The sequence below is a fragment of the Sphingobacterium sp. xlx-96 genome, from assembly GCF_011007365.1.
GTDB classification, from domain to species: domain Bacteria; phylum Bacteroidota; class Bacteroidia; order Sphingobacteriales; family Sphingobacteriaceae; genus Sphingobacterium; species Sphingobacterium luzhongxinii.
This window is the reverse complement of sequence record NZ_WFKM01000008.1, coordinates 58,849-84,162: the sequence shown is the minus strand read 5'-3', so window position 1 is coordinate 84,162 and position 25,314 is coordinate 58,849. Positions and strand designations below refer to the sequence as shown.

21 protein-coding genes are annotated in these 25,314 nt (G+C 40.4%); 4 read left to right on the top strand and 17 right to left on the bottom strand.

Annotated features, from left to right (window positions below; translation table 11 throughout):
• The 3 genes from G7B20_RS11805 to G7B20_RS11795 form a co-directional block, all read right to left on the bottom strand.
• Window positions 1-990: a mannose-1-phosphate guanylyltransferase gene (locus tag G7B20_RS11805; protein ID WP_164111525.1), complete on the bottom strand. Its 990-nt coding sequence runs from the start codon at window positions 988-990 to the stop codon at window positions 1-3.
• 24 nt (window positions 991-1,014) lie between these two features.
• The gene (locus G7B20_RS11800; protein WP_164111523.1) at window positions 1,015-1,533 is read right to left on the bottom strand and encodes a 3'-5' exonuclease; all 519 of its coding nucleotides are present in this window, start codon (window positions 1,531-1,533) and stop codon (window positions 1,015-1,017) included.
• A gap of 137 nt (window positions 1,534-1,670) precedes the next feature.
• On the bottom strand, window positions 1,671-2,951 hold the full coding sequence (locus G7B20_RS11795) for a replication-associated recombination protein A (RefSeq protein ID WP_164111521.1): 1,281 nt from the start codon (window positions 2,949-2,951) through the stop codon (window positions 1,671-1,673).
• Window positions 2,952-3,113: 162 nt separating this feature from the next.
• Between G7B20_RS11795 and G7B20_RS11790 the strand changes: the two genes are divergently transcribed.
• Together G7B20_RS11790 and G7B20_RS11785 are read left to right on the top strand one after the other, a co-directional pair.
• Complete coding sequence (locus G7B20_RS11790; RefSeq protein ID WP_164111519.1) at window positions 3,114-4,232, top strand: tetratricopeptide repeat protein; 1,119 nt, start codon at window positions 3,114-3,116, stop codon at window positions 4,230-4,232.
• 149 nt (window positions 4,233-4,381) lie between these two features.
• Window positions 4,382-6,502 (top strand): carboxy terminal-processing peptidase, encoded by a 2,121-nt coding sequence (locus tag G7B20_RS11785; RefSeq protein WP_164111517.1) that lies wholly within the window; start codon window positions 4,382-4,384, stop codon window positions 6,500-6,502.
• Between the two features lie 76 nt (window positions 6,503-6,578).
• Here the strand turns inward: G7B20_RS11785 and G7B20_RS11780 are convergent, their stop codons facing one another.
• From G7B20_RS11780 to pgi, 4 genes are all read right to left on the bottom strand, one after another.
• Window positions 6,579-7,523 carry a gliding motility-associated C-terminal domain-containing protein gene (locus G7B20_RS11780; protein WP_164111515.1) on the bottom strand — a complete coding sequence of 315 codons (945 nt, stop codon included), beginning with the start codon at window positions 7,521-7,523 and terminating at the stop codon, window positions 6,579-6,581.
• A gap of 18 nt (window positions 7,524-7,541) precedes the next feature.
• On the bottom strand, window positions 7,542-8,435 hold the full coding sequence (locus G7B20_RS11775) for a hypothetical protein (RefSeq protein ID WP_164111512.1): 894 nt from the start codon (window positions 8,433-8,435) through the stop codon (window positions 7,542-7,544).
• 37 nt (window positions 8,436-8,472) lie between these two features.
• On the bottom strand, window positions 8,473-9,882 hold the full coding sequence (locus G7B20_RS11770) for a hypothetical protein (RefSeq protein WP_164111510.1): 1,410 nt from the start codon (window positions 9,880-9,882) through the stop codon (window positions 8,473-8,475).
• 367 nt (window positions 9,883-10,249) lie between these two features.
• Window positions 10,250-11,899, bottom strand: a complete 1,650-nt coding sequence (gene pgi, locus G7B20_RS11765; protein ID WP_164111507.1) for a glucose-6-phosphate isomerase — start codon at window positions 11,897-11,899, stop codon at window positions 10,250-10,252.
• Window positions 11,900-12,075: 176 nt separating this feature from the next.
• Here pgi and prfB point away from each other — a divergent pair.
• Window positions 12,076-13,159, top strand: a protein-coding gene (gene prfB, locus G7B20_RS11760) for a peptide chain release factor 2 (protein ID WP_164111505.1) whose coding sequence is annotated in 2 segments (ribosomal slippage) — window positions 12,076-12,135 and window positions 12,137-13,159 — 1,083 coding nt in all. Because the reading frame shifts where the segments join, the coding sequence is not laid out codon by codon here.
• A gap of 9 nt (window positions 13,160-13,168) precedes the next feature.
• On the opposite strand, the gene dcd is transcribed toward prfB, so the two are convergent.
• Entirely contained in the window at window positions 13,169-13,705 is a 537-nt protein-coding gene (gene dcd / locus G7B20_RS11755; protein ID WP_164111503.1) for a dCTP deaminase, read from the bottom strand.
• A 152-nt stretch (window positions 13,706-13,857) separates the two neighbouring features.
• Between dcd and G7B20_RS11750 the strand changes: the two genes are divergently transcribed.
• Entirely contained in the window at window positions 13,858-14,496 is a 639-nt protein-coding gene (locus G7B20_RS11750) for a 4'-phosphopantetheinyl transferase family protein (RefSeq protein WP_164111501.1), read from the top strand.
• Window positions 14,497-14,499: 3 nt separating this feature from the next.
• Here G7B20_RS11750 and G7B20_RS11745 read toward each other — a convergent pair whose 3' ends face one another.
• The 9 genes from G7B20_RS11745 to G7B20_RS11705 all read right to left on the bottom strand — a co-directional run bounded on the left by G7B20_RS11745 (window position 14,500) and on the right by G7B20_RS11705 (window position 25,209).
• Window positions 14,500-15,549 (bottom strand): AI-2E family transporter, encoded by a 1,050-nt coding sequence (locus G7B20_RS11745; protein WP_240452885.1) that lies wholly within the window; start codon window positions 15,547-15,549, stop codon window positions 14,500-14,502.
• A gap of 44 nt (window positions 15,550-15,593) precedes the next feature.
• Window positions 15,594-16,370: an enoyl-CoA hydratase/isomerase family protein gene (locus G7B20_RS11740; RefSeq protein WP_164111499.1), complete on the bottom strand. Its 777-nt coding sequence runs from the start codon at window positions 16,368-16,370 to the stop codon at window positions 15,594-15,596.
• Between the two features lie 4 nt (window positions 16,371-16,374).
• Window positions 16,375-18,891, bottom strand: a complete 2,517-nt coding sequence (locus G7B20_RS11735) for a DUF5686 family protein (protein WP_164111497.1) — start codon at window positions 18,889-18,891, stop codon at window positions 16,375-16,377.
• Between the two features lie 147 nt (window positions 18,892-19,038).
• The gene (locus G7B20_RS11730; protein ID WP_164111495.1) at window positions 19,039-20,424 is read right to left on the bottom strand and encodes an NADH-quinone oxidoreductase subunit N; all 1,386 of its coding nucleotides are present in this window, start codon (window positions 20,422-20,424) and stop codon (window positions 19,039-19,041) included.
• A gap of 23 nt (window positions 20,425-20,447) precedes the next feature.
• The gene (locus G7B20_RS11725) at window positions 20,448-21,893 is read right to left on the bottom strand and encodes a NuoM family protein (RefSeq protein WP_164111493.1); all 1,446 of its coding nucleotides are present in this window, start codon (window positions 21,891-21,893) and stop codon (window positions 20,448-20,450) included.
• A 22-nt stretch (window positions 21,894-21,915) separates the two neighbouring features.
• Window positions 21,916-23,835 (bottom strand): NADH-quinone oxidoreductase subunit L, encoded by a 1,920-nt coding sequence (gene nuoL / locus G7B20_RS11720; RefSeq protein ID WP_164111491.1) that lies wholly within the window; start codon window positions 23,833-23,835, stop codon window positions 21,916-21,918.
• Window positions 23,836-23,856: 21 nt separating this feature from the next.
• A complete protein-coding gene (gene nuoK / locus G7B20_RS11715) occupies window positions 23,857-24,186 on the bottom strand; it encodes an NADH-quinone oxidoreductase subunit NuoK (protein WP_079645424.1) in 330 nt (109 codons plus the stop codon).
• Complete coding sequence (locus tag G7B20_RS11710) at window positions 24,186-24,683, bottom strand: NADH-quinone oxidoreductase subunit J (RefSeq protein ID WP_164111488.1); 498 nt, start codon at window positions 24,681-24,683, stop codon at window positions 24,186-24,188. Before G7B20_RS11710 ends, nuoK begins: the two co-directional genes overlap by 1 nt.
• A 4-nt stretch (window positions 24,684-24,687) precedes the next feature.
• The gene (locus G7B20_RS11705) at window positions 24,688-25,209 is read right to left on the bottom strand and encodes a NuoI/complex I 23 kDa subunit family protein (RefSeq protein ID WP_079645426.1); all 522 of its coding nucleotides are present in this window, start codon (window positions 25,207-25,209) and stop codon (window positions 24,688-24,690) included.
• Window positions 25,210-25,314 lie beyond the last annotated feature (105 nt).

Sequence of the window (25,314 nt, the reverse complement as noted above, 5' to 3'; positions counted from 1 at the left end):
CTATAATAAGAGAGATGCTCCCTGCTCCAACTCTTCATAGAGATGCTTTACCTCTTGTGAAGCCTGCTTTTGAACCACCAAAATAGCATCCTCTGTATGAACTAAAATTGTATCTTGAACACCTAGAAAAGAAACATACTTGTCGGTACCGATCACCATATTACCCGCAGAATCAACAGCATGCCCTTTCTTCTTAAGGTAATCGTACAAAGAATCGTATGACCCCATATCGGACCAAACAAAATTGGATGGAATTACTTTAATCCGCTCACTACGTTCCATAACAGCATAGTCGATGCTCTTGGATGGAATTTTGGCAGACAACTCCTCCGACAAAACACCATGATGCGACGCTTCAAAAGCTTCCTTGGAAGTCCTGAACACCTTAGGTTCGAATCGAAGCAATTCTTCAAGATAAATCGAGGCTTTGAAACAGAATATCCCTGAATTCCATAAAAAATTACCCTTCTTCAAAAATTCCTTTGCCGTATCCAAATTGGGCTTTTCTCGAAAAGAAAGAACATAATTGTCTTCATATTCGATATAGCCATATCCTGTCTCAGGTCGATTGGGCTGTATACCAAATGTGACAAGATAGTCTTGCTTGGCCATTTCAATACCTTGCCTCAGCACAGCCTCATATTGCGGTTGATTCTCGATCAGATGATCCGATGGCGTTACAACAAGAATATCATCTGGATTACAAGCGAAAGCAGCAAAAGCAATCGCTGCAGCGGTATTACGAGGAGTGGCCTCAACAATAGTCTGACTGGTATCTTCCGGCAGGTAAGATTTGGCCAAATCAACATTCTGTATACTCCCGACCATAAGCGTACGATCCACAATCCCTTGATTCCGAGAGACGGTCAACTCAAATAGAGACTGCCCCTCAAATAAGGGAATATACTGTTTAGGACGCGACTTACGCGAGAGTGGCCACAACCTTGATCCGACACCTCCGGATAATACAACATTAACAATACTTGACATAATTATTTATTCTAATCCACTAAACTATGGTAGCAGTGTAGCAGGAATATGATCTTGTTTTAAAAATAATAAAGCTGATGCGCGTGCATCAGAAAGCGCATCATGATGTTCTAACGGAATCCCCATTAATTCACAACAGATACTCAACTTGGTTTTAACAAATCCCTTTTGCCTGTATATATTGCTGGTACACGCCCAGACCTCCGGCAAATGAAGGTTCTTGTAATCTAGACCGTAAAGTTTCATCGTACGCTGAAGAACAGCGCGGTCAAATGATTCATTATGTGCAACCATGTATTGTCCTGACAATAAAGGAGCCAAAACGGGATATAACTCCTCAAAAGAAGGCGCCCCTAGGGTGTCCTTTGGCTTAATACCATGTACACGGGTCGTTTGCCACATATATTTATTCTGTGGGGGCCGCACAAGGCTGTAAAATTCGTTGCTAATCTGTCCGTCAATCACATTGACAATACCTACAGCACACACACTCGTATAGTCCGACGTCGCCAACTCAAAATCTATCGCTGTAAATGTATCCATCTATGACAAAAGTATAAAGTAATCTGTTAATATGAAATATCCATGTGGCAATAGCTGCACAAACACACCTAAAAATACTTTGGATATTCCATATAGCCTTTAAAAACAAACTACCTATATATGAAATATCCATGAAACTAATAACCGTACTTATCTTTCCATTTTTCCCGCAAGGAGAGTCGCAGTTTTTCTTCAGAAGCGTTACTTCCTGGTTCATAGAGTTTATTACCGCGAATCTGGTCGGGCATAAACTCCTGCACAACAAAATTTCCTGGATAAGCATGCGAATACTTGTATTCCGTGCCATAATCCAGCTCTTTCATCAATTTCGTTGGTGCATTACGCAAATGTAGCGGAACCGAAAGATCCCCAGTCTGTCGCACCAGTGCTTGTGCTTTATTAATCGCTTCATAAGAGGCATTGCTTTTGGCAGAAGAAGCCAAATAAGTTACTGCCTGTGATAATATGATCCTAGACTCGGGCCAGCCAATTACGTTAACCGCCTGAAAACAGTTATTGGCCAATAAAAGCGCATTGGGATTGGCATTTCCAATATCCTCTGAAGCCAAGATTAACAATCGGCGAGCAATAAATGAAGGATCTTCTCCTCCTTCAATCATACGAGCCAACCAATATACCGCGGCATTGGGATCTGACCCCCGGATTGACTTTATAAAAGCCGATATAATATCATAATGCTGCTCTCCAGTCTTATCGTATCGTGCCATATTCTGCTGAACCTGCCTAAGGACAAAATCATTCGTTATAGCCGTATTATAGGGTACCGCAGCATCCACGACCAGTTCAAATACATTCAACAGCTTCCGTGCATCCCCTCCCGAAAGACGCAGCAATGCGTCATACTCCTTAACCACTATGCGGTCATTTTTCAGAAATTCATCCTCGGCGATCGCCTTTTGAAGGAGAGCGATAAGATCCGCTGCTTCTAAATTTTCTAACACATACACCTGGCATCGACTTAAAAGCGCTGAAATAACTTCGAACGAAGGGTTTTCCGTTGTCGCTCCGATCAATGTCACCAAACCACGCTCGACAGCGCCCAAGAGCGAGTCCTGTTGGCTCTTTGAAAACCGATGAATCTCGTCAATGAATAAAACAGGTTGTTCTTGATTGAAATTCATCAATTGTTCTGCTTTATCGATCACTTCCCGAACTTCCTTAACACCAGATTTGATCGCACTGAGACTAAAAAATGGCCGTCCTAATTCTTTAGCTATTAAATAAGCTAAACTCGTCTTTCCTACGCCCGGAGGTCCCCAAAGAATCATTGACGGGATATTCTTTCGAAGCAATGCATGATGCAGCACAGCATCTTCACCAATAATATGCTGTTGCCCTACATAATCCTGTAATGTTTTTGGCCTTAGCCTTTCCGCTAAAGGTACGCGTGTCGCCATGATTGATTTCTTTACCTTACAAAGGTACGGAATTTGCAGAAAGGAGTTAACCCGACTACAGGAGTAAATACCTTAAGTGATCGGGTGAGACATAAGTAGTAGCTTTTTTGTTTTTCGATTTGGCATTCGTGAATACAAAGCTTTTTATCTAAGTTTGATTATATGATACAAACATACAGCATTATAAAATTGGCTATGCGATCTGTCGCTCTATTAGGAATAGGCATATGGATGGTAACTCCGGTATCAGCACAACAGAAAACACCCGATCCTTCTGGTTATATACAGAAGTATGATAGTGATTTTGATGGTATAGGCCCAAGAGTATATATACTCCCTGCTCCACGAACAAAAGAAGAACAGATAAGGGACAATTACATGGAAATAGCAAGCTTCCAAGACTCCATAAACAGGTCGCTACAATACCTACGGCTTCTTGAGTCCTGGAAAACGACAGGCAACAATGCTACTATTTTACAACTCATCACACCTGCCCCAAAAAACACGGCAGAATGGAATGCACTGATAGCCATCTACACAGATACCGACCAAAAGAATCCTGCTATCGCGACAGGTCTCCTCAATGAATATGCGAAAATTCGGATTCTCCAAAAAGAGACCAGTCAAGCGACAGGTATTCTTGAATCAGCCCTTCAAGAAGCATTAGCACAGCAAAATATTCAAGACATCGGTGTTATACAGTCAAACCTATCTTCGCTACTGGTATACAACAAAAACTACTTAGATGCCGGACGATATGAAGAAGCCTATTACAAACAGGCCTTAGAAATCAAAAGTATCATTGATCAAGCCAGTTCCTTAGTCAAAATTGCTTTGATACAAGCCTATGACAAAGATTACAATTCGGCAGAAAATAATATTATCCGTAAAGCTGTCCCCCTTTTCAACAAAGCTAAAGCATATGAAGGAAAGACTATAGCATGGCTCGTTCTTGCTGAAATATATCAGATGCAAAACAAACACACCGAGGCCCAGTGGTTTTTGATTCAGGCAAGGGATCTTGCTTTAGCGAAGAATTTTACAAACGACCTCGCTGAAATAGAATACATGTTGGCTTCTTCAAAATATATCCAGAAAAATCTCGTTATTTCCAAGAAAGAGCTAAACTTGGCTTTTGACCTGGCAACAAAAGAAGACAACAAATACCTACAACTCGCCATTGCGGAGAAATTGGGTCGAATAAATCTACAGCAAAACAAAATTGATGAGGCAGAAAAGCTGCTGGAAGACTATTGGAAGATTAGAAATGAGTTGTTTTAGAAAAGTTACACATTTTTTTGCCTGTTTGTGAATTAATTACGCCCAACAGATATTAGCATGTGTATTTTTTAACTATTTTTAGCCTTCGCAAAACGTGTGACAATTTTTGCGTTATATTTTAAACAATGAATCTTAACAAAACAATCTATATGTTTAGAAATTTAGTATTTGGATTAGCATTGATTTCCGTTGTAGCCTGTGGCTCAAAGCCTCGCGTCCAACTGGAAGAAGGGGGGATTAATATCAAACCGACCTTACAACATGAGGTAATTGCAAAAGAGGTGGTGGGGATATTAGAGAACTACAGTTATAAAAAGGTAAGCCCGAGTGACTCTCTATCCAACATCGTTTTTAACAATCTAGTAAAGATGATCGACCAAGGTAAAAATTACTTACTCCAGTCGGACATTGATGACATTAATAAATATAAAAGCAATATCAGTCAAGATATGAAAAAAGGAGACCTTTCTGCTCCATTTTATATCTTTAACATCTATTCTCAGCGCTACCTAGAAGCTATGGAATATGCTTTAACCCAAGTCGACGCCAAGCACAACTTTGACACAAATGAAAACTACACGAACAACCGGGAAAAATTAAACTGGTTCAAGTCTGAAAATGAATTAAAAGACCAATGGCGTAAACGCGTCAAGCTTGACCTTTTGAATCTCAAAATGGCAACGGCAGACGGCAAGAATGAAGATGAGAAACACAAAGAAACTCTTCGTAAAAGATATAACAATTTGATTTCTCAAGCGAAGAAAACAAATGCCAATGATGCCTTTCAATTGATTATGACATCATTCACGGACGCCATAGATCCACATACCACTTACTACAACCCATCTTTTGCACAAGCATTCAACGAAGGCATGTCTAACACACTAGAGGGTATTGGTGCACGCCTCCAAATGGAAAACGAGATGGTCACTATTAAAGAAATCATTGCTGGAGGCCCTGCTTTTAAAGAGAAAACCTTAAAAATGGATGACCGCATCATAGCGGTAGCGCAGGGTAACAACGGTGAATTTGAGGATATCGTAGGTTGGCGCCTAGATGCTGCTGTAGCAAAGATTAAAGGATCAAAAGGAACAATAGTACGCTTAAAGATCCTTCCAGCAGGACAAGATATATCTGCGCAACCCACCATCGTAAAGTTGACTCGGGAAAAGATTATTGTAGAAGAAGAGTCCGCTAAGAAAATAGTTAAAACTGTCAAGGGTGAAGACGGTAAAAATTACCGCATTGGGGTAATCAACTTGCCTAAGTTCTATATTGATTTTGATGGCTATCGCAAGGGGGACCCTAACTATAAAAGTACAACACGTGATGTAAGATTAATCTTAGATTCATTACGCCAAGAAAATGTAGATGCAGTAGTCTTAGATTTACGCAACAATGGTGGAGGGTCTTTACAAGAAGCGATCGAACTGACGGGACTATTTATAGACAAAGGACCTGTTGTACAGGTGCGTAGTACAAACAATAGAGTGGATGTAGAACAAGACAAAGATGCAGGAGCAATATGGACTGGACCATTTGGTGTAATCATTAATCGCTTCTCGGCATCGGCCTCAGAAATCTTTGCTGGAGCTATTCAAGATTATGGCCGAGGTATTATCTTAGGGTCGACGACTTATGGTAAAGGCACTGTTCAATCTGCGGTGCAAATGTCCCGATTTATCAGCCCGACAAATAAATTATTAATGAAAGCGGCAGGAGTCGAAAAAGATGCGGACACACCTGCTGGAGCCCCTGAATTTGGACAGATCAACGTGACGATAGGCAAATTTTACCGTGTGACAGGAAGCAGTACCCAGCACAAAGGCGTGGATGCGGATGTGACATTCCCAACGCAATACGTTGCAGAAAAATTCGGTGAGAGCTCTGAGCCCGCAGCTTTACCATGGGACCAGATTAAAGGCACTACTTTTGGCCGCCTTGCTGATCTTAAAACAACCACACAGCAACTTCAGGATGCCCATATGAAGCGCATGGAAAAATCTCCAGAATACAAATTCTTACTGGAAGATATCGATGAGTTTAACAAATCAGATTCAATAGCTCAAATCAGCTTAAATCAAGATAAACTGAAAAAGGAACGCGATATAAACAAAGCTAAAAACAGAGCTCGGATTAACAAGCTTTTAGAGCTACATAATATGCCTCTTTGGAAAGAAGGTCAGCCTCAACCAAAAGTCGAATTTGATTTTATCCTAGACGAAAGCATGAATGTGATGAAGGATTATGTGCAGCTTGTAAAAAAGTAAACCCCTAAGCGGTAGATATTATAAAACGAGCGGTCAATTTGTACAAATTGACCGCTCGTTTCGTTAAAAAAATATCCTATCTAAGAATCGTGACATAACCTTTTATTACTTGATTTTTCTGGTTCTCCCGCTCTAACTCAAGAATATAAAAATAGGTACCCAAGCCTAGACCCTGTCCGTTCCAATCGTTCCGATAATTCTCACTTTGATACACCTCAAAACCATGGCGATTAAATACGCGGAGTTTCTTCTTTTCGAAAAGCTCTAGCCCCTGAATAACAAAACCATCATTCTTACCATCACCGTTGGGCGTGAAGACATTAGGAATTTGAAAGAAAACAATACGCACCTTAGCCTCCGATTCATTATTCAAAGCACTCCCATCCTTCTCCTTTGCCGTCACTTTAGCCATGGTAATCACATCCCCGTCAGCAATACCTTTGACAGAAACCCAAAGCGACAAAGATTCCTTGGCTTTCAGTTCAGCTATTTTCCACAATAGCTGTCTAGAGCTTGTGATAAAATCGACCTCGCCGCCATAGCTACCGACAGGGTGTAGATACTCCAGACTCGCTGGAAGGTCAAATGTAACCCGCAGTTCAGTTGCATCTACCAAACCGTTGTTTAAAACCATCAGTTGATAGTTGAACGGTTCGCCAAGCGCAACAACACCCTTCTCGGGCAGATTCCGAATTTCCAAATCAACGGTAACCTCACCTCCACCCGGATCTAGAATAATCTCTACAGGATCTGACACATCTGAATTACAACCATCGCCCAATGCAATAACTGTATAAATCCCTGGCTCTACGACCACCATTCGTTGATCATGCAAGCCATTGAGCGGTTCATTATTCTTAAACCAGATGTAAGACAAGGCATGTGTGGCATCAGCGCGTAATGTCACCTTTTTACCTTGAACAATATGCAAAATCTGCCCCTGCTGCGCCATGGCTCCTTTTGAAAGAAACAACAGCACAGTTAGGAAAAATCCTAAAAACAAAGGCAGGCTACGTATCATATTGAAAGACTGTCCGTATTAATCGTTAACAGCTTCGATAGTAATTGTTGGTTGACCTGGACGTTTTGTCACCTTAACAGTCAAATCACTTCCGCTACTATCTTTAACATTGGTCTCATAGATCACAGGATTGTTAACATTATTAAGCCCTCCCTTATAGCGAACTTTTACTTTATAAGTATAGGTCCCTACTGTTGTATTGCTTAGTGTAAGCGTTGAAGGGCTTCCATCTGTTGGCCCCTCCTCTACTGTTTCAACAGTACTTGCAACCCTCACTAAGGACGCTGACAACTCAGCATTTCCAGTAAAAGCTAGAGTCTCATTTACGGCAGATCCAAAATTATGAATTGTATTCCAATCATATGCTTCATTTAGCGTATATGCTACATTAATCTGATTAGCAGATGTACCTCCCGGTTTCAAATCATTTTCACAATACTCCTTAATAAAATCTGCCGCTACACTAGCTGATACTGTTACTGGCGGCATTACGAAAAAGACGTAAGATTGGGCTTCTCCAGTACAGACTCCTTCTGAAGTCAATCCTTCTGCTATAATTTCATAATACCCAGGAGCTAACTTACTTAATTTCAATTTGTCGTTTGCGATGGCCCCTGTCACCAACTCTCCGACCCCTTGAACCCCATTACTCACTGAACCGACATTAAGAGCACCGGCAACTATTCCATCAGCCCCACCTGCAGCATTCTTAATGCTCCACCGAAATGAAGTAACAGCACCAATATCGGCTGAATTCGGTGCTGCGGACAAAGTGAATTCGGAATTAGCTTTATACACCAAAAGCGCTTCAAAAGTTGTAGGAAGAGGCGTATTTTGTGCAGCTATACTTCCTACAGTCAGTAGTAAACAAACTAATAGTCCTACCTTGATTTTTTTAATGTTATTTTTCATATCGATTAATTTTAATTGTTTATTTACTTTTGGCTTTTTAATTAATTACGTCTGATATTGTGAGTCGAGGTTTGGCAGGCTTATCATAGACCATTACTCTGATTATTGAATTCCCAGATTCTTGTAAAATACAGCTAGGCACTATGGACCGAACGACAAATTCATAAGGTGAACCACTAGGCATCAATGCATTAGTAGGATATTGCAATTGATTACCTACTCCAATATTATTTCCATTTAGATACCATTTATACACTAATGATGAATTGGGATTTTGCACTTCGAGGGCAAGCAAATCACCTTTACAAGCATTCGCCGTAGAAGAGTTGATCTCGGGAAGGGGGGGAAGCATCTGTATCATATTAAACTCAATCCCCCCACTTAATACGCCTACATTTAAGAAATTTCCCAATGAAATTCTTACTTTATCAAAAGATGAATTAATTCCATAAATATCTATTGGCACCAATTGTTGTCCACCTAACAAGCCTAGAAGGTCTAAACCTAGAATCTGATCTATGGACTTTTCAAAAACGACACTAGTACCGTTATAAACCGTTACCTTTACCCCCGAAAATAGATTTAGATTAACGACCGATTGAGGACTTCTAAGATAAATTCGAATTCCATTTCCGACCAAACTAGAGGGTGTAAATACAACATCTTGATAAACCGAACTGCCGAGACCTATAGTGACTCCAGACCCTAAAGAAAGTGTAGATTTCGTATTTATATCGTCATCAATAGCATTAAACGGATTTAGGACTTTCGGACCAGTACCTAGAAGATCTAAGGTCAATCCGTTACTTCCAAAAGATGTATTGATGGCACTGTGACAATTTAGATCTAGAAAATAAGCATAAAATAATTGTAAATAGACATAAGATCGATTACCAATTAAACCCAAAAACGTACTCCCCTTGCCTGTCTCTACAGTAATAACTATTTTATTAAAATTACCTGATGATGAAAATATAGCTTCATCCTTTGTAGTTCTAGGCAAGCTTTCAAAGTCTTTCGATGTTCCAACCGGAGTATCTGTACTATATGCTTGAATCGTTATTTTATTGACTCCAGATTCCTCATAACTAATCATTTTTAAAAATATTGGTTGATCTTTTATTAGAGAAGACTGGAACGAAAGCTCAACTTTCGTAATAGTCGAACCTCCATCACCAGACAGCAGACCAGAACCTGGACTTCCACTTACTGATTTTATATCAGCAAAGTTACTATCATCTCCATCACTGATTTTAGATAAATCTTGAAAAACCGAGTACCCCTTCTCTCCCGCCACTCCGATTCCAGCAGCACCAGCAGCACCATCACTTGTTTCCGTTTTTGAACTGAATCCATAAACCCTTTGCCCATACACCTCCCTTTCCATTCCACAGAACAGCATTACGAGTACCAACGCCCATATCCAGCGTAGCCGATTTTTTTCCATACATCAATAGCACACAACTCACTTATGGGTAATTAAATGAGTCTAATAAAATTGTTTTTCACAGTTATTATAGTCAAAAGACATAATACAAAAGTCACTAAATGACTAGACAAATATATTGATTAAAAGGAAATAAAGTCAATATTAAACACAACATATTGATAAATAGTATGCGCTTTTTCAATTAAATATTGAAAGTCAACATTTAACCAAATCAACTTAATGTACTATTTTCTCACATTCGCTTATAAATACCCATGACACAAGGAAAAACTAATTCAAAAATTAGTAAAACAGGATACAAATACAAAAAAATGGCCTCGGTGAAGTTTTCGCCGAGGCCATTTAAAGCTTATTCTAAATAAAGTTAACCTCTCCAGCTCTTATATTGATTAATCAATCCGTTGGTCGAGCTATCATGGCTATTAATTTTGCTGTCACTAAGCAGTTCTGGCAAGATTTTACTTGCGAGCTGCTTTCCAAGCTCAACTCCCCACTGATCAAAGCTATAGATATTCCAAATAATACCTTGAACAAATATTTTGTGCTCGTACAATGCAATCAAAGTTCCGAGCGATTTTGGTGTAATCTTCTTTAACAAGAAGGAATTCGTAGGCCGATTTCCTTCAAAAACTTTGTAGTTCTTTAACTCGGCTATCTCCGCTTCACTCCTGCCAGCCAATGTAAGCTCGCTAACCACTTCTGTCTCCGACTTTCCATTCATCAGCGCTTCTGTCTGCGCAAAAAAGTTGGACAATAATAATTGATGATGATTACCAATTGGATTGTGCGAAATAGCTGGGGCAATAAAATCACAAGGAATTAATTTCGTCCCCTGATGGATCAGTTGATAAAATGCATGCTGCCCATTCGTTCCAGGTTCACCCCAAATAATAGGTCCAGTCTGATATTCGACCCGATTTCCACTGCGATCAATATATTTACCGTTACTTTCCATATCGCCCTGCTGAAAATAAGCAGCAAAACGGTGCAGATATTGATCATAAGGAAGTATAGCGTGGCTCTCCACGTCAAAGAAATTATTATACCATACTCCCAGTAGCCCCAATACTACAGGTATATTCTCCTCAAATTCAGCCGTCTTAAAGTGTTCGTCCGCTATATAAGCTCCTTCTAAAAGCAACTCAAAATTATCGAAACCGATTCCTAATGCAATAGACAGACCGACGGCTGACCATAAGGAGTAGCGACCGCCGACCCAATCCCAAAACTCAAACATATTTGCCGTATCCACACCAAACGTCGCAACGCCTGTCTCATTGGTACTTAGCGCAGCAAAGTGCTTTGCCACATCGGCCTGCTGCGCACCTGATTCTAAAAACCAGTCCTTAGCAGATGTTGCATTAGCCATGGTTTCTTGCGTTGTGAATGTCTTAGAGGCAATGAGAAATAAGGTCGTCTCTGGATTTAAGCCTTTTAAAGTTTCTACAAGATGGGTGCCATCTACATTAGAAACAAAGTGCATATTAAGCCGCGTCTTATAAGCCTTAAGCGATTCCGTAACCATAACAGGCCCCAGGTCCGAGCCTCCTATACCGATATTAACCACATCTGTAATTTCTAGTCCGGTATATCCACGCCATTCACCAGACAACACGCGGTTCGTAAAGTCTTTCATGTGCGCTAACACCGCCTTTACCTTAGGCATCACATCCTCGCCATCCACCAAAACCGGAGTACCTGACTGATTTCGTAATGCAGTATGCAAAACCTCACGTCCCTCTGTCACATTAATCTTCTCACCCGCAAACATGGCCTTGATAGCCTCGTCGAGCTTACACTCTCGCGCCAACTGAGACAAGAGTGCCATAGTCTGTTCATCAATTCTATTTTTAGAATAATCTAAAAGTATGTCTTCTAGGCGAAGAGAGAATTTTTCAAACCGAGCAGGATCGGACTCGAAAAGCTCTTTCAAGGTATGTTCATTAATAGAAACAAAATGGTCCGCGAGATATTTGTACGCTTGAGTTTGGGTAAAGTCGATTTTTGGCAACATAAGACTGCTATTTTTTTGCTACGATCAAACTTAGATAAAATGCTTGATATTCACCAATACGAAGATATTATTTTTAGTTATCGCTCTAAATAACGCAAATTCGCCAAGACTGTTAAGCATTTAATCGCGAACCATTAATCCTTAACCATTAACAATTAATTCTTACCTTTGAAACTATGACCAGAGAACAAATTCAGGACTTGAGGGATAGAGTAACTTCCCTGAGGAGGCATCTTTGACATCGATGCCAAGAAAACAGAGATAGCAAACGATACCGAGATCACCCTACAACCTACTTTTTGGGATCATCCAAAAGAAGCGGAGAAAATCCTCCATGGAATTAAGAACCTCAAAGTATGGACCGATCATTTTGACCAAGTAGCCGCTTCCGTAGAAGACGTCGGCATAATGTACGAATTCTTTCAATCCGGAGACGCCAGTGAACAAGAAGCACAAGAGCAATACGAAATTGCATTGCGTGATGTCGAAGAGCTAGAATTCAAAAATATGCTCAGCGCGGAGGAAGATCAATTGGACGCTATCCTACAAATTACCGCCGGAGCCGGGGGGACAGAATCTTGCGATTGGGCAGCGATGCTAATGCGCATGTATATTATGTGGGGCGAAAAACATGGTTGTAAAGTAACCGAGCAGGATTACCAAGAAGGAGAAGTGGCAGGTATAAAAACAGTCACACTACAATTTTCAGGAAATTTCGCCTACGGTTACCTGAAGGGCGAAAATGGGGTGCACCGACTCGTCCGCATTTCACCTTTTGATTCAAATGCCAAACGTCACACCTCTTTTGCATCCGTATATGTATATCCACTCGTAGACGATAATATCGAGATAGACGTTAAAGATTCCGAAATAGAATGGGATACATTTCGAGCTGGGGGTGCTGGTGGACAGAATGTGAACAAAGTAGAAACGGCTGTACGTCTACACCACAAACCGACAGGTATCATCATCAAAAACCAAGAGTCTAGATCACAATTGCAGAACAAGGAAAATGCTTTCCGATTACTAAAATCTCAATTGTATGAAATCGAAATGCGAAAGCGTCAAGAAGCAACTGCCGCTATCGAGGGTTCTAAGAAAAAAATAGAATGGGGATCTCAGATACGAAACTATGTACTACATCCTTACAAGCTGATCAAGGATCTGCGCACAAATAAAGAAACGTCCAATACACAAGCCGTCTTAGACGGCGATCTCGACGATTTCTTAAAAGCGTACTTAATGGAGTTTGGTGGGTAGGGAAGAATGCTAAAAAGCATTCTTCCACATCATACTTTCAACAGGACGGATAGTCTTGTTATTATATTTAGCATTTCCTTTACTATTGTAGAAAGTTTCAATATCACCCTCCACCACAAAATAAATTAACTGACCGATAGGCATCCCCGCATAGACGCGAACAGGCTGAGCAACAGAAACCTCTAAGGTCCAAGTGTTACAAAAACCCACATCGCCTTTTCCAGCTGTCGCATGTATATCAATACCAAGACGACCTGTGCTTGATTTACCTTCCAGGAAAGGCACGTGTCCGTGTGTCTCCGTATATTCCATCGTAACGCCTAAATACAATGTCCCTGGTTCTAAAACATAACCTTCTTCAGGAATTTCGAAATGTACAATCTCGTTATGCTTTTTGGCATCCAACACGGCATCTTTATAAGTTGCTAAGTATTTTCCCAAATGTACATCGTACGAATTCGTACCTAGGCATTTACGATCAAATGGCTCGATAACGATTGTTCCATTTTCAATCTCTTCTAATATTCGTGTATCTGATAATATCATATTGAATTGTCAAACAGTTGGCGATTACCAACTGGACACCAAAAATACGGTATTGCCTGACATCTAGCAAGTTTTTTAAGAAGTTACTCCGAATTCCGAATGTTCGGCGTTTTTCCTTTGACTTTCTACCTTTTACTTTTTACATTTGACGTATGGCGTTAGTATACCTCAGAGAGCTGGATAGCAGTACTAAATTTGCAATATGGAAGATTGAAGAATCTGCTGATGAGCTATTGAGCAAATTGCAACTGGATGAGGAGGAGCAAAACCGCCTGCAAAACCTCAGCAAAGGAAAAAGAACCCTACATTGGTTGGCCACCCGTGTGCTACTACGTTACCTCCTGCAGACCGATGAATTCATATATTGCCCTTCCGACAAAAACGGCAAACCTTACCTTCCACACTATCCCTATAAGATATCACTCACCCACTCCTTTGATTACGCTGGAGTAATGTTAAGCACAAAGGGCGAATGCGGTATGGACCTCGAAATTGTGAAAGATAAAGTATTACGTATCAAAGATAAATTTCTAAAGCCTCAGGAGATGTCTTTTATCCAATCCGACAACGATATTCTACAGTTATACGCCTGTTGGTGCGCCAAAGAAGCGGTGTATAAACTGCAAGGTAATAAAGGTGTATCTTTTTTGCAAGATATGACTATACGTCCTTTTAACTACGAAGCTCAAGGTGTTATGACGCTCGATCTAACCAAAGACGGAAAGGAAACTTCTTTTCAAGTTTACTACGAGCAGTTTCAAGAATATATGCTAGGGTACGCGGTTGGATAACAATTATTCCAGCTTTTCCTCCAATATCTGCTTTTGAAGAGACAGTCGCTTGTTCGCCTTGTAAATCTTCACGGCAATTAAGAAATAGGCAAGCAACAACGGCCCATATACTAGTCCCATAATACCGAAAAGAGGAATACCTATAATAACGCCGACAATGGTAATAATCGGATGTATATCACCAACCTTTTTGGCTATAATCAAACGTAACACGTTGTCAATATTAATGACAAGTCCAAAGCCCCATACCAAAAGCCCTACTCCTTGCCATGTAGCACCTTGAGATAACAGAATAACTGCCGCCGGAACAAAAATCAATGGAGGCCCCAGTAAGGGAATAAAGGAAAGAATAGCACAGATAACGCCCCAAAATACTCCATCCTTAACACCAAAAATATAAAAACCTATGGCTAGACAAACCCCTTGAACGATTGCAATAAAAGTCTGTCCGATAATATTAGAATAAGTAATATTTTTCAGCTCTTCACCAAAAACTGTTGCATTGGCATCATCAAAAGGCAAGTAATGTATGATGCTACTTTCGAAGCCTTTATAATTCACGAACAGAAAATAAAGCAAGAAGTACATAACCGAAATTTCCAGGAAGGCATTTGCGGCTCCACCCAAAACTGTAGTTAGCAGTCCTCCGAAATAGGCTGCGCTAGCTTCAATCTGCTCTTTTAAAAAGTCAGGCTTTCCTAGCTTATCTCCAGCAAAGGTATTTATCGCATTGATAATATCACTGATCCAAGCTGGATTTTTCTGTAGCTCAATTGCCTTATTTACCAACATCGTCCCAATCCCAACAAACGGTAAAACTATAATAAAAATGGAAAGAATAATAACCACTACAGAAGATAGAGACTTTGGCCACTTCAATCGCTCTATCAAAAAGATATTCAGATTACGAAACAAGGTATACATCACCATCGCCCCTAGAATAGCTCCAAAAATACCCTTCATGGCATAAAGAATAACTGCCCCTAAGACAAGGACAATTATTAAAATGATAATATTCCTTTCCTTCTGCGAAAAAACGTCTTTACCAATCATAAATCAACCATTAATACAATTATTATAAAAAGGACTCCGTTTACTTAGAAATTTGGCTTTCTTTTCTCCAAAAAAGCTCGAATCCCTTCCTTCGCCTCATCTGTATCAAAACAAGCACCAAAAAGAGCCATCTCTTTCTGAAAACCTTCCTTCGGATCTAAAATCCCCGTATTGACAGCCTTTATAGTTGCGGCAATTGCTTTGGGCGATCGTAAATAAATCCGTTCTAGCAATGTATAACACTTCGCTAATAGCTCATCCCCCTCCACAACATAATTTACTAAGCCAAAGGCCAAAGCTTCCTCGGCGTTCACCATATCACCTGTCATAATCATTTCAAAAGCCCTTCCCTTTCCTACCAATTGAGGCAGTCGTTGCGTCCCCCCATATCCAGGAATTAATCCCAAAGACGTTTCCGGCAAGCCAAGCCTAGCAGTCGAACTAGCAATACGTATGTGAGCGGCAAGTGCCAACTCAAGCCCACCCCCCAACGCGAACCCATTGATCGCGGCTATAACCGGTTTTGGGTAGGCTTCAATTTTATCCATTACATGATGTTGTCCCTCTGCAGCAAGAAGTTCGGCCGAGGCTCCATCCATACCCTCAAACTCTCCAATATCAGCCCCTGCAATAAACGATTTATTTCCCGCTCCGGTCAAAACGATTCCCCGTATGGTCTCATCTTCGGCCAACGTATCTAAAACAGTACTTAACTCAGACAATGTCTCTTTATTAAGCGCGTTCAACTTTGTCTCTCTGTTTATCTTAACAACTGCAGTCTTTCCCTCTCTTTGCACTAAAATTGTATGGTATGCTGTCATAGCTCTAAAAATTAAAGTTTAATGATAGTTTAAATCGTTCGTTGGTTACATTCGGATGATATCGATAATTAAAACGATAGAAATACTGTACCCGGAATATGCTTAAAATATTATCGAGCCCCACATATCCCTCCCAATACGGGCTTTTCTGAAGTGCATGAGTTACAGTATATCCCTCCTTATGCGTATCAAAATACACCACCTTGTCACTAATACTCGGATTATTATCTGCTGATAGTCGTCCGTAAAACATACGTCCACCAAAAATCTCTCTGAATCTCAGTTTTTTGATCAAAGGTAATTTGTTTAAAATAAAGCCATTCAATTCGTGATCATAGGAAAATTTCAAAAACTGATCTGCCACAAATTCCATGGAGTTCGTCATTTCGTACGATATCGTATGTCGATCCTTCATCTCCTGTATATTCGGCATCTCTAATAGTGGATAGGGCAAAGTACCCCAAATCTTGCCCGCAGTAAGCGTAATATCAGCAAATCCAAGCTGGTTCATGAAGAAGCGTCTGGAAGCGGAGAAACGTAACGCATCATAATTATAAGCAGCATCAAAAAAGCCATTAATACCTTTGTTATACTGCAAACTAAATACTGGGTAGCTTTCCACAATTGTCCGGCGTTGCAAATTTCGATAGTAAAATTTTTCGAAAGGAGCCCATCGCAAGGTAAACTGTACATCGTTCGTGTTAATATTTGCCAGTGATTTCGTACTATCCGCTGTTAATGCAAACCGTAAATCACCAATAGCTGTTCGGCGTTGATGCGTAAAGGTACTTGATAGGCTAAAATGATTACCAAACTCAACAACATGTCCAAATCTATAAGCTTCAGTGTCCAGCCATTTTGTTGGCTTATTCGACCTAAAACTTCTAAAAAAACTGTCCCCTTTTAAATAACCAATAGCTTTTCCTGGTTCAAATACATCATGCTGTACTGATCCCTCTAAATAGTGCGCAGGAAAGGTAGCAACAGATTTACCATTTAACGCGACAGCCGTACGCAAATAATATTTAAACTGTTCATCCTGGAACCCATAAGCCATGTAACCTTCTAAATAAACCTTCTCGGAAAATTCCGCTGTAGTCCTTCCACCAAATCGCACCCGATTACCTTCCATCTCATTGCGATGATACAAATATTCCAACGGGCCAAGCTCAAATTTTCCCACCGGATAATACCCTTGCGCCAATAAATACCCCGCCGCCAATAATGTTTTAAAAGATTTAAGATCATTTAAGCTATCTATGTTGGCATAGGTGCGTGCTTCATACGAACTCAACGGCACAGGTCTCTGCCCATCCAACCCTGAGTCCAACCGTAATTCAACCGGAGCCCCCGAAAATGTATTCTCCGTTGCTGCGTGGTGCGTATCATAACGATAATGAACACTAGATCGCTCTCCAAAGACTGCATCAACCTTGCCTCGGCCAAACACAACAAATACGTTCGAACTATCTTGCAGCATTACTCCTTCTGAATTTTTGAAATACGAAAGGTCAACCTTAAATGAATTAACCCAACTGATATTGGTCTTCTCGTCGATTTTCAAGGATGCACGTTTTACGGCGTAACGCTCATCCAAAGCAACAACAAGCTCCCCTTTAAAAAGCAGGTCATTTTTATTTCGAGGCTCAAATCGGAGTACAGCAAAAATCTCTTTTTCGGTACGGAGCGTATCTGTAATATAATATTTATAATACAGCTTCGCATTGTCTGCAATAGGACTAAGGAAAAGCTTATTGATAAAAAAGATACTTTCCTCATAAATATCCACCGGCTGGAACAAGTAGTTAAGATAAGAGCTTACATTTGGATTGTTGACATAACGTGGATCAAATTCTGTTTTGTATTGCGCGCGGATAACTTTCTTAGTGCGCGTAGGTCGCTGTTGGATATAATTATCAGAGAGATCTTCTTGCAAATACAAGGTCAGCAATTCATGTCCAGGAAGGGAATTGGTATCCACATCTTTGAAGAAGAAACTCATGTCGCCCATCTTGGTCTTGAAGCCATTTTGTGGATCCACCATACCAAATTTTATTTTATCATACTGTTGAAAATACAGGCTATCTTTATGTGTAAGCTGATTCTTACGCTTATTACGAATCACTAAGTCAATGAGTTCTGTTGCTGGGTTAGTATTTTTGTACTTGCCTCTTTTAACAATCTCAACAGTCTCTATAACTTGGTCCTCCTTGTTAAGGTATACCACTAGTGTACTATCTCTTCCAGATACAAGAATATTTTTCTTCTTGTAGCCTATAGCAGACACAACAATTTCTAGGATTGTCGAGTCCAGCTTGATGTAAAAACTTCCACTGCTATTCGTAGAACTCCCCTCAGGATGTTCTAAACACTGTATAGTAGCTCCCACAATTGGACGCTTACTCACTGCATCCCGGACTTCACCTCTTAAAGAGGTTTGGGCCACAGTCGGAACAATCGACAATGCCACAACAATAAAAATTGCAACATACCTACTCAATAGCGTTATCAATCTTCTCATAATCAACTATGGTCCTTCATAAAGATACAACTTGTGACCAAAGTTCAAAACACATAGGCATAAAAAATAAACAACGCTACAGCGCTATGTTCTTATAAAATCAAAAAGCCCTTATAAAAGGGCCTTCATCATGAATTTATAAAACAATTATAACAGTCTAATAATACAATCGGGATAAAGACCGATCACTAGCGTAAATACCACTGTGGTAGCTAATACTATTTTAAAACTCCACGGAAGTGCGATGGCTTCCTCCTCATGTTCGGCTGTTTTAAAATACATATGCACGACCACACGTAGATAATAGTAAACACCCATTGCTGCATTGACCACTGCCAAAAGCAATAAGACGATGTGATAATCCTGCATCACTGTACTGAACATCATAAACTTACCAATAAAACCTGCAGTCAATGGAATTCCTGCTAAAGACAACATCGCTATTGTTATTACAAAAGAGAGAAAGGGGTTGGTTTTTCCAAGACCGTTAAAAGCCATAAACTGGTCCGTCCCTTTGGCACGCTTCACCAAAATAAGTCCCGCAAATGCAGCTACGGAAGATAATGAATATGCAATCGCATACGTAAAAATACTAGACGTAGAGCTCGCACCTAAAGCCACAATAGCAAACAACATATACCCGGCATGTGAAATACTGGAATAAGCCAACATCCGTTTAAAACTAGTTTGCATCATCGCGGTGATATTCCCTATAAACAACGTGATGATAATAACAACCAGAAGCACCGGCGTCCAAAAATCATGCAATGGTACAAACACATAACTAAACAAACGCAAGAAGCCTGCGAACGAAGCTACCTTGACTACCGTACTCATATAACTTGTAATCAATATCGGTGCACCGTCATAAACGTCAGGTGTCCAAAAATGAAATGGAGCAGCTCCAACTTTAAAACAAAGTCCGATCAAGAGCAGTAAAACCCCACCATAAAAATAAGGAGAAATTTGCTGTGGGTTATCGATAAGATACTGCCTCACCCCCGTAATGTCAAATGTACCTGTCGCTCCGTACAATAGTGTTATTCCAAACAAAAGAAATCCTGTGGAAAAAGCCCCCATGAGAAAATACTTCAAAGAGGCCTCGTTCGAACCAAAGTCGGTTCTCCGTATTCCTACCAAAATATACAAAGCCACTGACATCACTTCGATTCCGATAAATAGCATGGCAAAATTGTGATAAGCACAAACCATCAGCGCCCCTGTCAGGGAGAACAGAATCAAACAATAATATTCAGCGACATTATTACTAATAGCACTGAAATAAGCCTTGGATAACAGGATTACTAATCCTGTAATGACGATACATAATATGGAAAAAGCAAGTGCAAAGTTATCAAAAACCACCATTCCATTATATATTGGTTGAGCATCTCCCCCCCATAAAGCTACCTCAAACACCAATGCTATCAGCAAGCCTATAACTGATACAGGTAACAAAGCAGACTTTGCCTTGAATAGCCCTAAATACAATACTAAAATTCCTAATAACGAAAGCGTAATAATCGCGGCCATAATCTATTAACTTATATCTTGCTTTAAAATTTAACTTGTTGTAAGAGTTGGGTCACCGATGCTTCTGAAAGATGCAGAAAACCATTTGGAAATATACCTAAATACAAGACAACTAATGCAACAATAAACAATACAACCAACTCGTGCCCTTTTAAGTCCACAATGGTAGCATTTCCTTCCGAACGTGTCCCCAACATAGTACGTTGAAATAAACGCAACATATATACGGCACCCAAGATCAATGTCATTCCACCAAAGACAGCATAGAGTAACCCTACTCCATAAATGCCTTTAAGCAGTAAAAACTCTCCAATAAAACCATTCGTCAGTGGCAATCCAACGGCCCCCATAAGGATGATCAAAAAGAATATGGCCAACTTTGGCATGCTTTCAGCTAGGCCACCGAGTTCTTTCAAACTCCGCGTACCGGTCCGTTCTGCAATAATATCCAAAACAAAAAACAAACCGATAACGCTGATACCGTGATTAACCATTTGCATTAGAGCTCCTTGAAGTCCTTCCTGATTCCAAGCGAAAATACCTGCTCCGATCAATCCTACGTGTGCGATCGAAGAGTAAGCAATAAGTCGCTTTGTGTCCTGCTGTTTGAACGCAATAATAGAAGCGTAAACAACACCGACAATACAGAGAATTAAAGCCATCTGACCATAAGCAGCTACGCCCAGTGGCGCGAGTGGGATTAACCAACGAATCAGACCAAAAGTCCCCATCTTCAGCATGATACCCGCTAGGAGCATCGTTCCTGCTGTCGGAGCGTTAGTATACGTATCTGGCTGCCAAGTATGAAAAGGAAATATAGGAATCTTAACAGCAAACGCAATAAAGAAAGCCCAGAAAATCCACCTTTGCGTACCATCCTGCAGCGCCAAGGCAGTAAATGATGTCCATTCAAAATCTTTCGTAGGAGTCTGCTGATAAAGATAAATAATCGCAATCAACATCAGTAACGACCCAAAAAATGTATAAATAAAGAATTTTAAATTTACACGGATACGGTCGCCTTCCCCCCAAAGCGCACAGATAAAATAAATAGGGATCAAAGCTACCTCCCATCCTACATAGAAAGAGAAAGCATCTAAAGCAACGAAAACTAAGAGAAGGCCCGTCTGCATAAAGGATACCAATGCGTAAAAATTACCTTTGAGGTTTTTACTAAAAGTAGAAAGGACAATCAGCGGAATCAACCCATTGGTCAAAACGACCAAAGGTAGACTGATACCATCTAATCCTATATGAAATCTTACCCCTAGACTCTTGATCCAATCAAAGGATTGTTCAAACTGAATGCTCGCATCAGGGACGAAATGACATAAAAAAGGAACAGTAAGTGCCAATTGCAGCACAGACAAACCAAAAGCAAGCCCCTTGGCGGAAGAAGAAGACTTCACAAATGCTAAAACTATAGCACTTACAAGAGGGAGTAACAGCAGTATAAATAGGTTATTCATGGATTACTTCGATTACAAATAGCTATACATTCAAAAAACCGTACAAAAGGATAGCAATAACCCCAATGACCATCATAAAGATATAAAAACCAACATGTCCGGTCTGCAGCTGGCGGATTCCGCGTCCCGAAGACATAAAAAAGGAACCTACGCCATTCACAAAACCATCTATTCCCGCTCTGTCGATCACGTTGTACAAAAATTTAGAGAGCGCGTTTAATGGACGGACGACTATAAGATCGTACAGCTCGTCCACATAAAGTTTATTATAGGAAAGCTTATACAACAATCCCTGTTCTTGACCATCAGCACCAGGAATATTCCGCTTCTTCACATAAGTTGAGTACGCGATAACAGCCATGATCAACGACGCCACAGCGGATGCTCCCATCAAAATATATTCTGTATTATGATCGATATGAACTGGCTCTACCCGGCTATTGCTATAAGCAAATATCGGATCTAGGAAATTTGCCAACCAATTACTCCCCCCCAATGCTCCGGGGACATTTAATAGCCCTCCCACCGCAGCCAATAGGGCAAGTATCACTAAAGGAAACAACATCGTAACAGGAGATTCATGCAAATGACTTTTTTGATTTTCAGTTCCTCTAAATTCGCCGAAAAACGTTAAATACAGCAACCTGAACATGTAAAAAGCAGTAAACAAGGCGCCTAAAAAACCAAATCCCCACAGCAGCGGACTAGAAAGAAAAGCATGCGTCAAAATCTCATCTTTAGAGAAAAATCCCGAAAAAGGAGGTATTCCAGAAATAGCAATCGTTCCTATCAACATCGTCAAATAAGTAACAGGTAGACTCTTCTTGAGTCCCCCCATACGGCGCATATCCTGTTCATCACTCATCGCATGAATGACCGATCCTGCTCCCAAAAAAAGTAGCGCCTTAAAAAAAGCATGTGTGAGGACGTGGAAAAAAGCTCCCGTAAAAGCGCCAACCCCAAGTCCCAAAAACATATACCCCAATTGTGAAACCGTGGAATAAGCCAAGACCTTCTTAATATCATTCTGCGTGATGGCTATAAAAGCAGCTACCAATGCCGTACATACACCTATGGCTGCGATAATCTGCATCGTGACCGGCGACAAGGTAAACAAGATATTCGAGCGAACGATCATATAAATCCCCGCTGTAACCATTGTGGCCGCATGTATCAATGCCGAAACCGGAGTCGGTCCTGCCATCGCATCGGGCAACCAGGTAAATAGGGGAATCTGCGCGGACTTGCCTGTAGCTGCTATAAATAACAATAACGTAATCAACAGAAGAGTGGCGTCACCTATAGGAAAACTAGACGCTTGTTGAAATACAACATCAAATTCCAATGATCCAAATGTCGCAATAATAGCAAAAACAGCGATTAGAAAACCAAGATCTCCTATTCTGTTCATCACAAAGGCTTTTTTTGCTGCAGAAGCATAAGAGGAGTTTTTGTACCAGAACCCGATTAATAAATACGAGCAGAGGCCTACCCCCTCCCATCCGATAAACATAATCAAGTAGTTAGATCCTAACACTAACAACAGCATAAAAAAGATAAACAGATTCAGGTAAGCAAAAAATTTACCATAACCTGCATCGTGATTCATATATCCGATCGAGTACAAATGAATTAAAAATCCTATTCCCGTAATAATAAGCAACATCAACGCGCTCAAAGGATCTACCAAGAAAGAGAAACTGATATCCAAATTACCTACCCGAATCCAGTCGAATAAATGGTATGCAAACGCAGATTCTTGCCCGGCATTCCGAGCAGCTAACACCTCGCCAAATACAAGACAGCTCAACACAAAAGATACCAGTACCACAGCACTACCGAGAGTACCGATGACGCTTTTAGGAAGAATATTTCGTCCTATTCCATTGACTACAAATCCAATCAGGGGTAGTAAAGGTATCAACCAAATTAGTTCGATCATATAGCTAGTTCTACTTAATTTTTACCAACGTAATTTACTTAACGATTCAATGTCTACCGACTTTGTATTTCTATAAACCATGATTACAATAGCTAAACCGACTGCAACCTCAGCCGCTGCTAATGCCATGATAAAGAACACAAACACCTGCCCACTGGCATCTCCACGATAGGCAGAGAAGGCCGCCAACAGCAAGTTGACCGAGTTGAGCATAAGCTCTATCGACATCATAATGATAATCACATTACGACGGATCAATACACCAATGACGCCGATTGCAAAAATGATACTGCAAAAAATCAAATAATGATTCAATGGTATCCCTTGTATATTTTGAATAAGATTATCCATTATGCTTCTTTCGTTTCTTTTTTAGCCAATAATATCGCTCCAACCATCGCTGTCAACAACAATATAGAAGATAACTCAAACGGTAACAAGAATTCGTCAAACAAAACCTTACCCAAGTTTTTCACAAGTCCTACATCGGTATTGCCTGTCACAAACTCATTGTTGCTCTCGATCACCTTAAAAGCGCCCAAGAACGTAGCCAGCATGCACATCCCAGCTACCGCTCCCATAATTTTGACCAAGTTGGATTTTATTGGTTCGGTATCTTTATTAAGGTTGAGCAGCATCAAGACAAATAAAAACAAGACCATAATCGCTCCCATATAAACGATGAAATTGACAACGGCCAGAAATTGTGCGTTCAGTAAAATGTAGTGCACCGTAAAGGTGAAAAAGGTAATAACCAAGTAAAGTACACTATGCACAGGGTTCTTTGTGAAGATGGTCATCAGCGCAAAGAAAATAGACAAAAAGGCAACAAAATAGAATATAGTCATCTGCTTAGGCGTTTTCTCTGTTTAGTTTCGTAATATCAAATTTTGGCTCCACCAATTTATCTTTGCCATATATAAAATCTCCACGTAAATAATCCGCAGTAACATGCGGTCCATCGAGGTATATTGCTTCCTTAGGGCAAGCCTCTTCGCAAAGTCCACAAAAAATACAACGCAACATATTTATTTCATAAACCGCGGCATACTTCTCTTCTCGATAAAGGTGTTCTTCCCCCTTTTGGCGCTCTGCCGCGATCATCGTGATCGCTTCAGCAGGACACGACAAGGCACATAGCCCACAAGCAGTACAGCGCTCACGCCCCTGCTCATCCCGCTTCAGAGAGTGTTGCCCCCTAAAATTCTTTGAATAAGGGCGTATCTCCTCAGGATACTTAATTGTTGGGATCTTCCTGAAAAAATGTTTTATGGTAATAGACAGTCCTTTGGCAATAGCCGGCAGGTACATCCGTTCCCATATATTCATTGGCTTCTGCTCAATTACTTTCTTTCTATTGCTTAATGATTGCATAGTTTTTAAAGTTACAAAAGTGACGAAGTGACAAAAGTTATAAGGATTAAAAACCTCTTTTCGGTGAGCGTCATAACCTCTTAACTCCATAACCTCATAACTTGT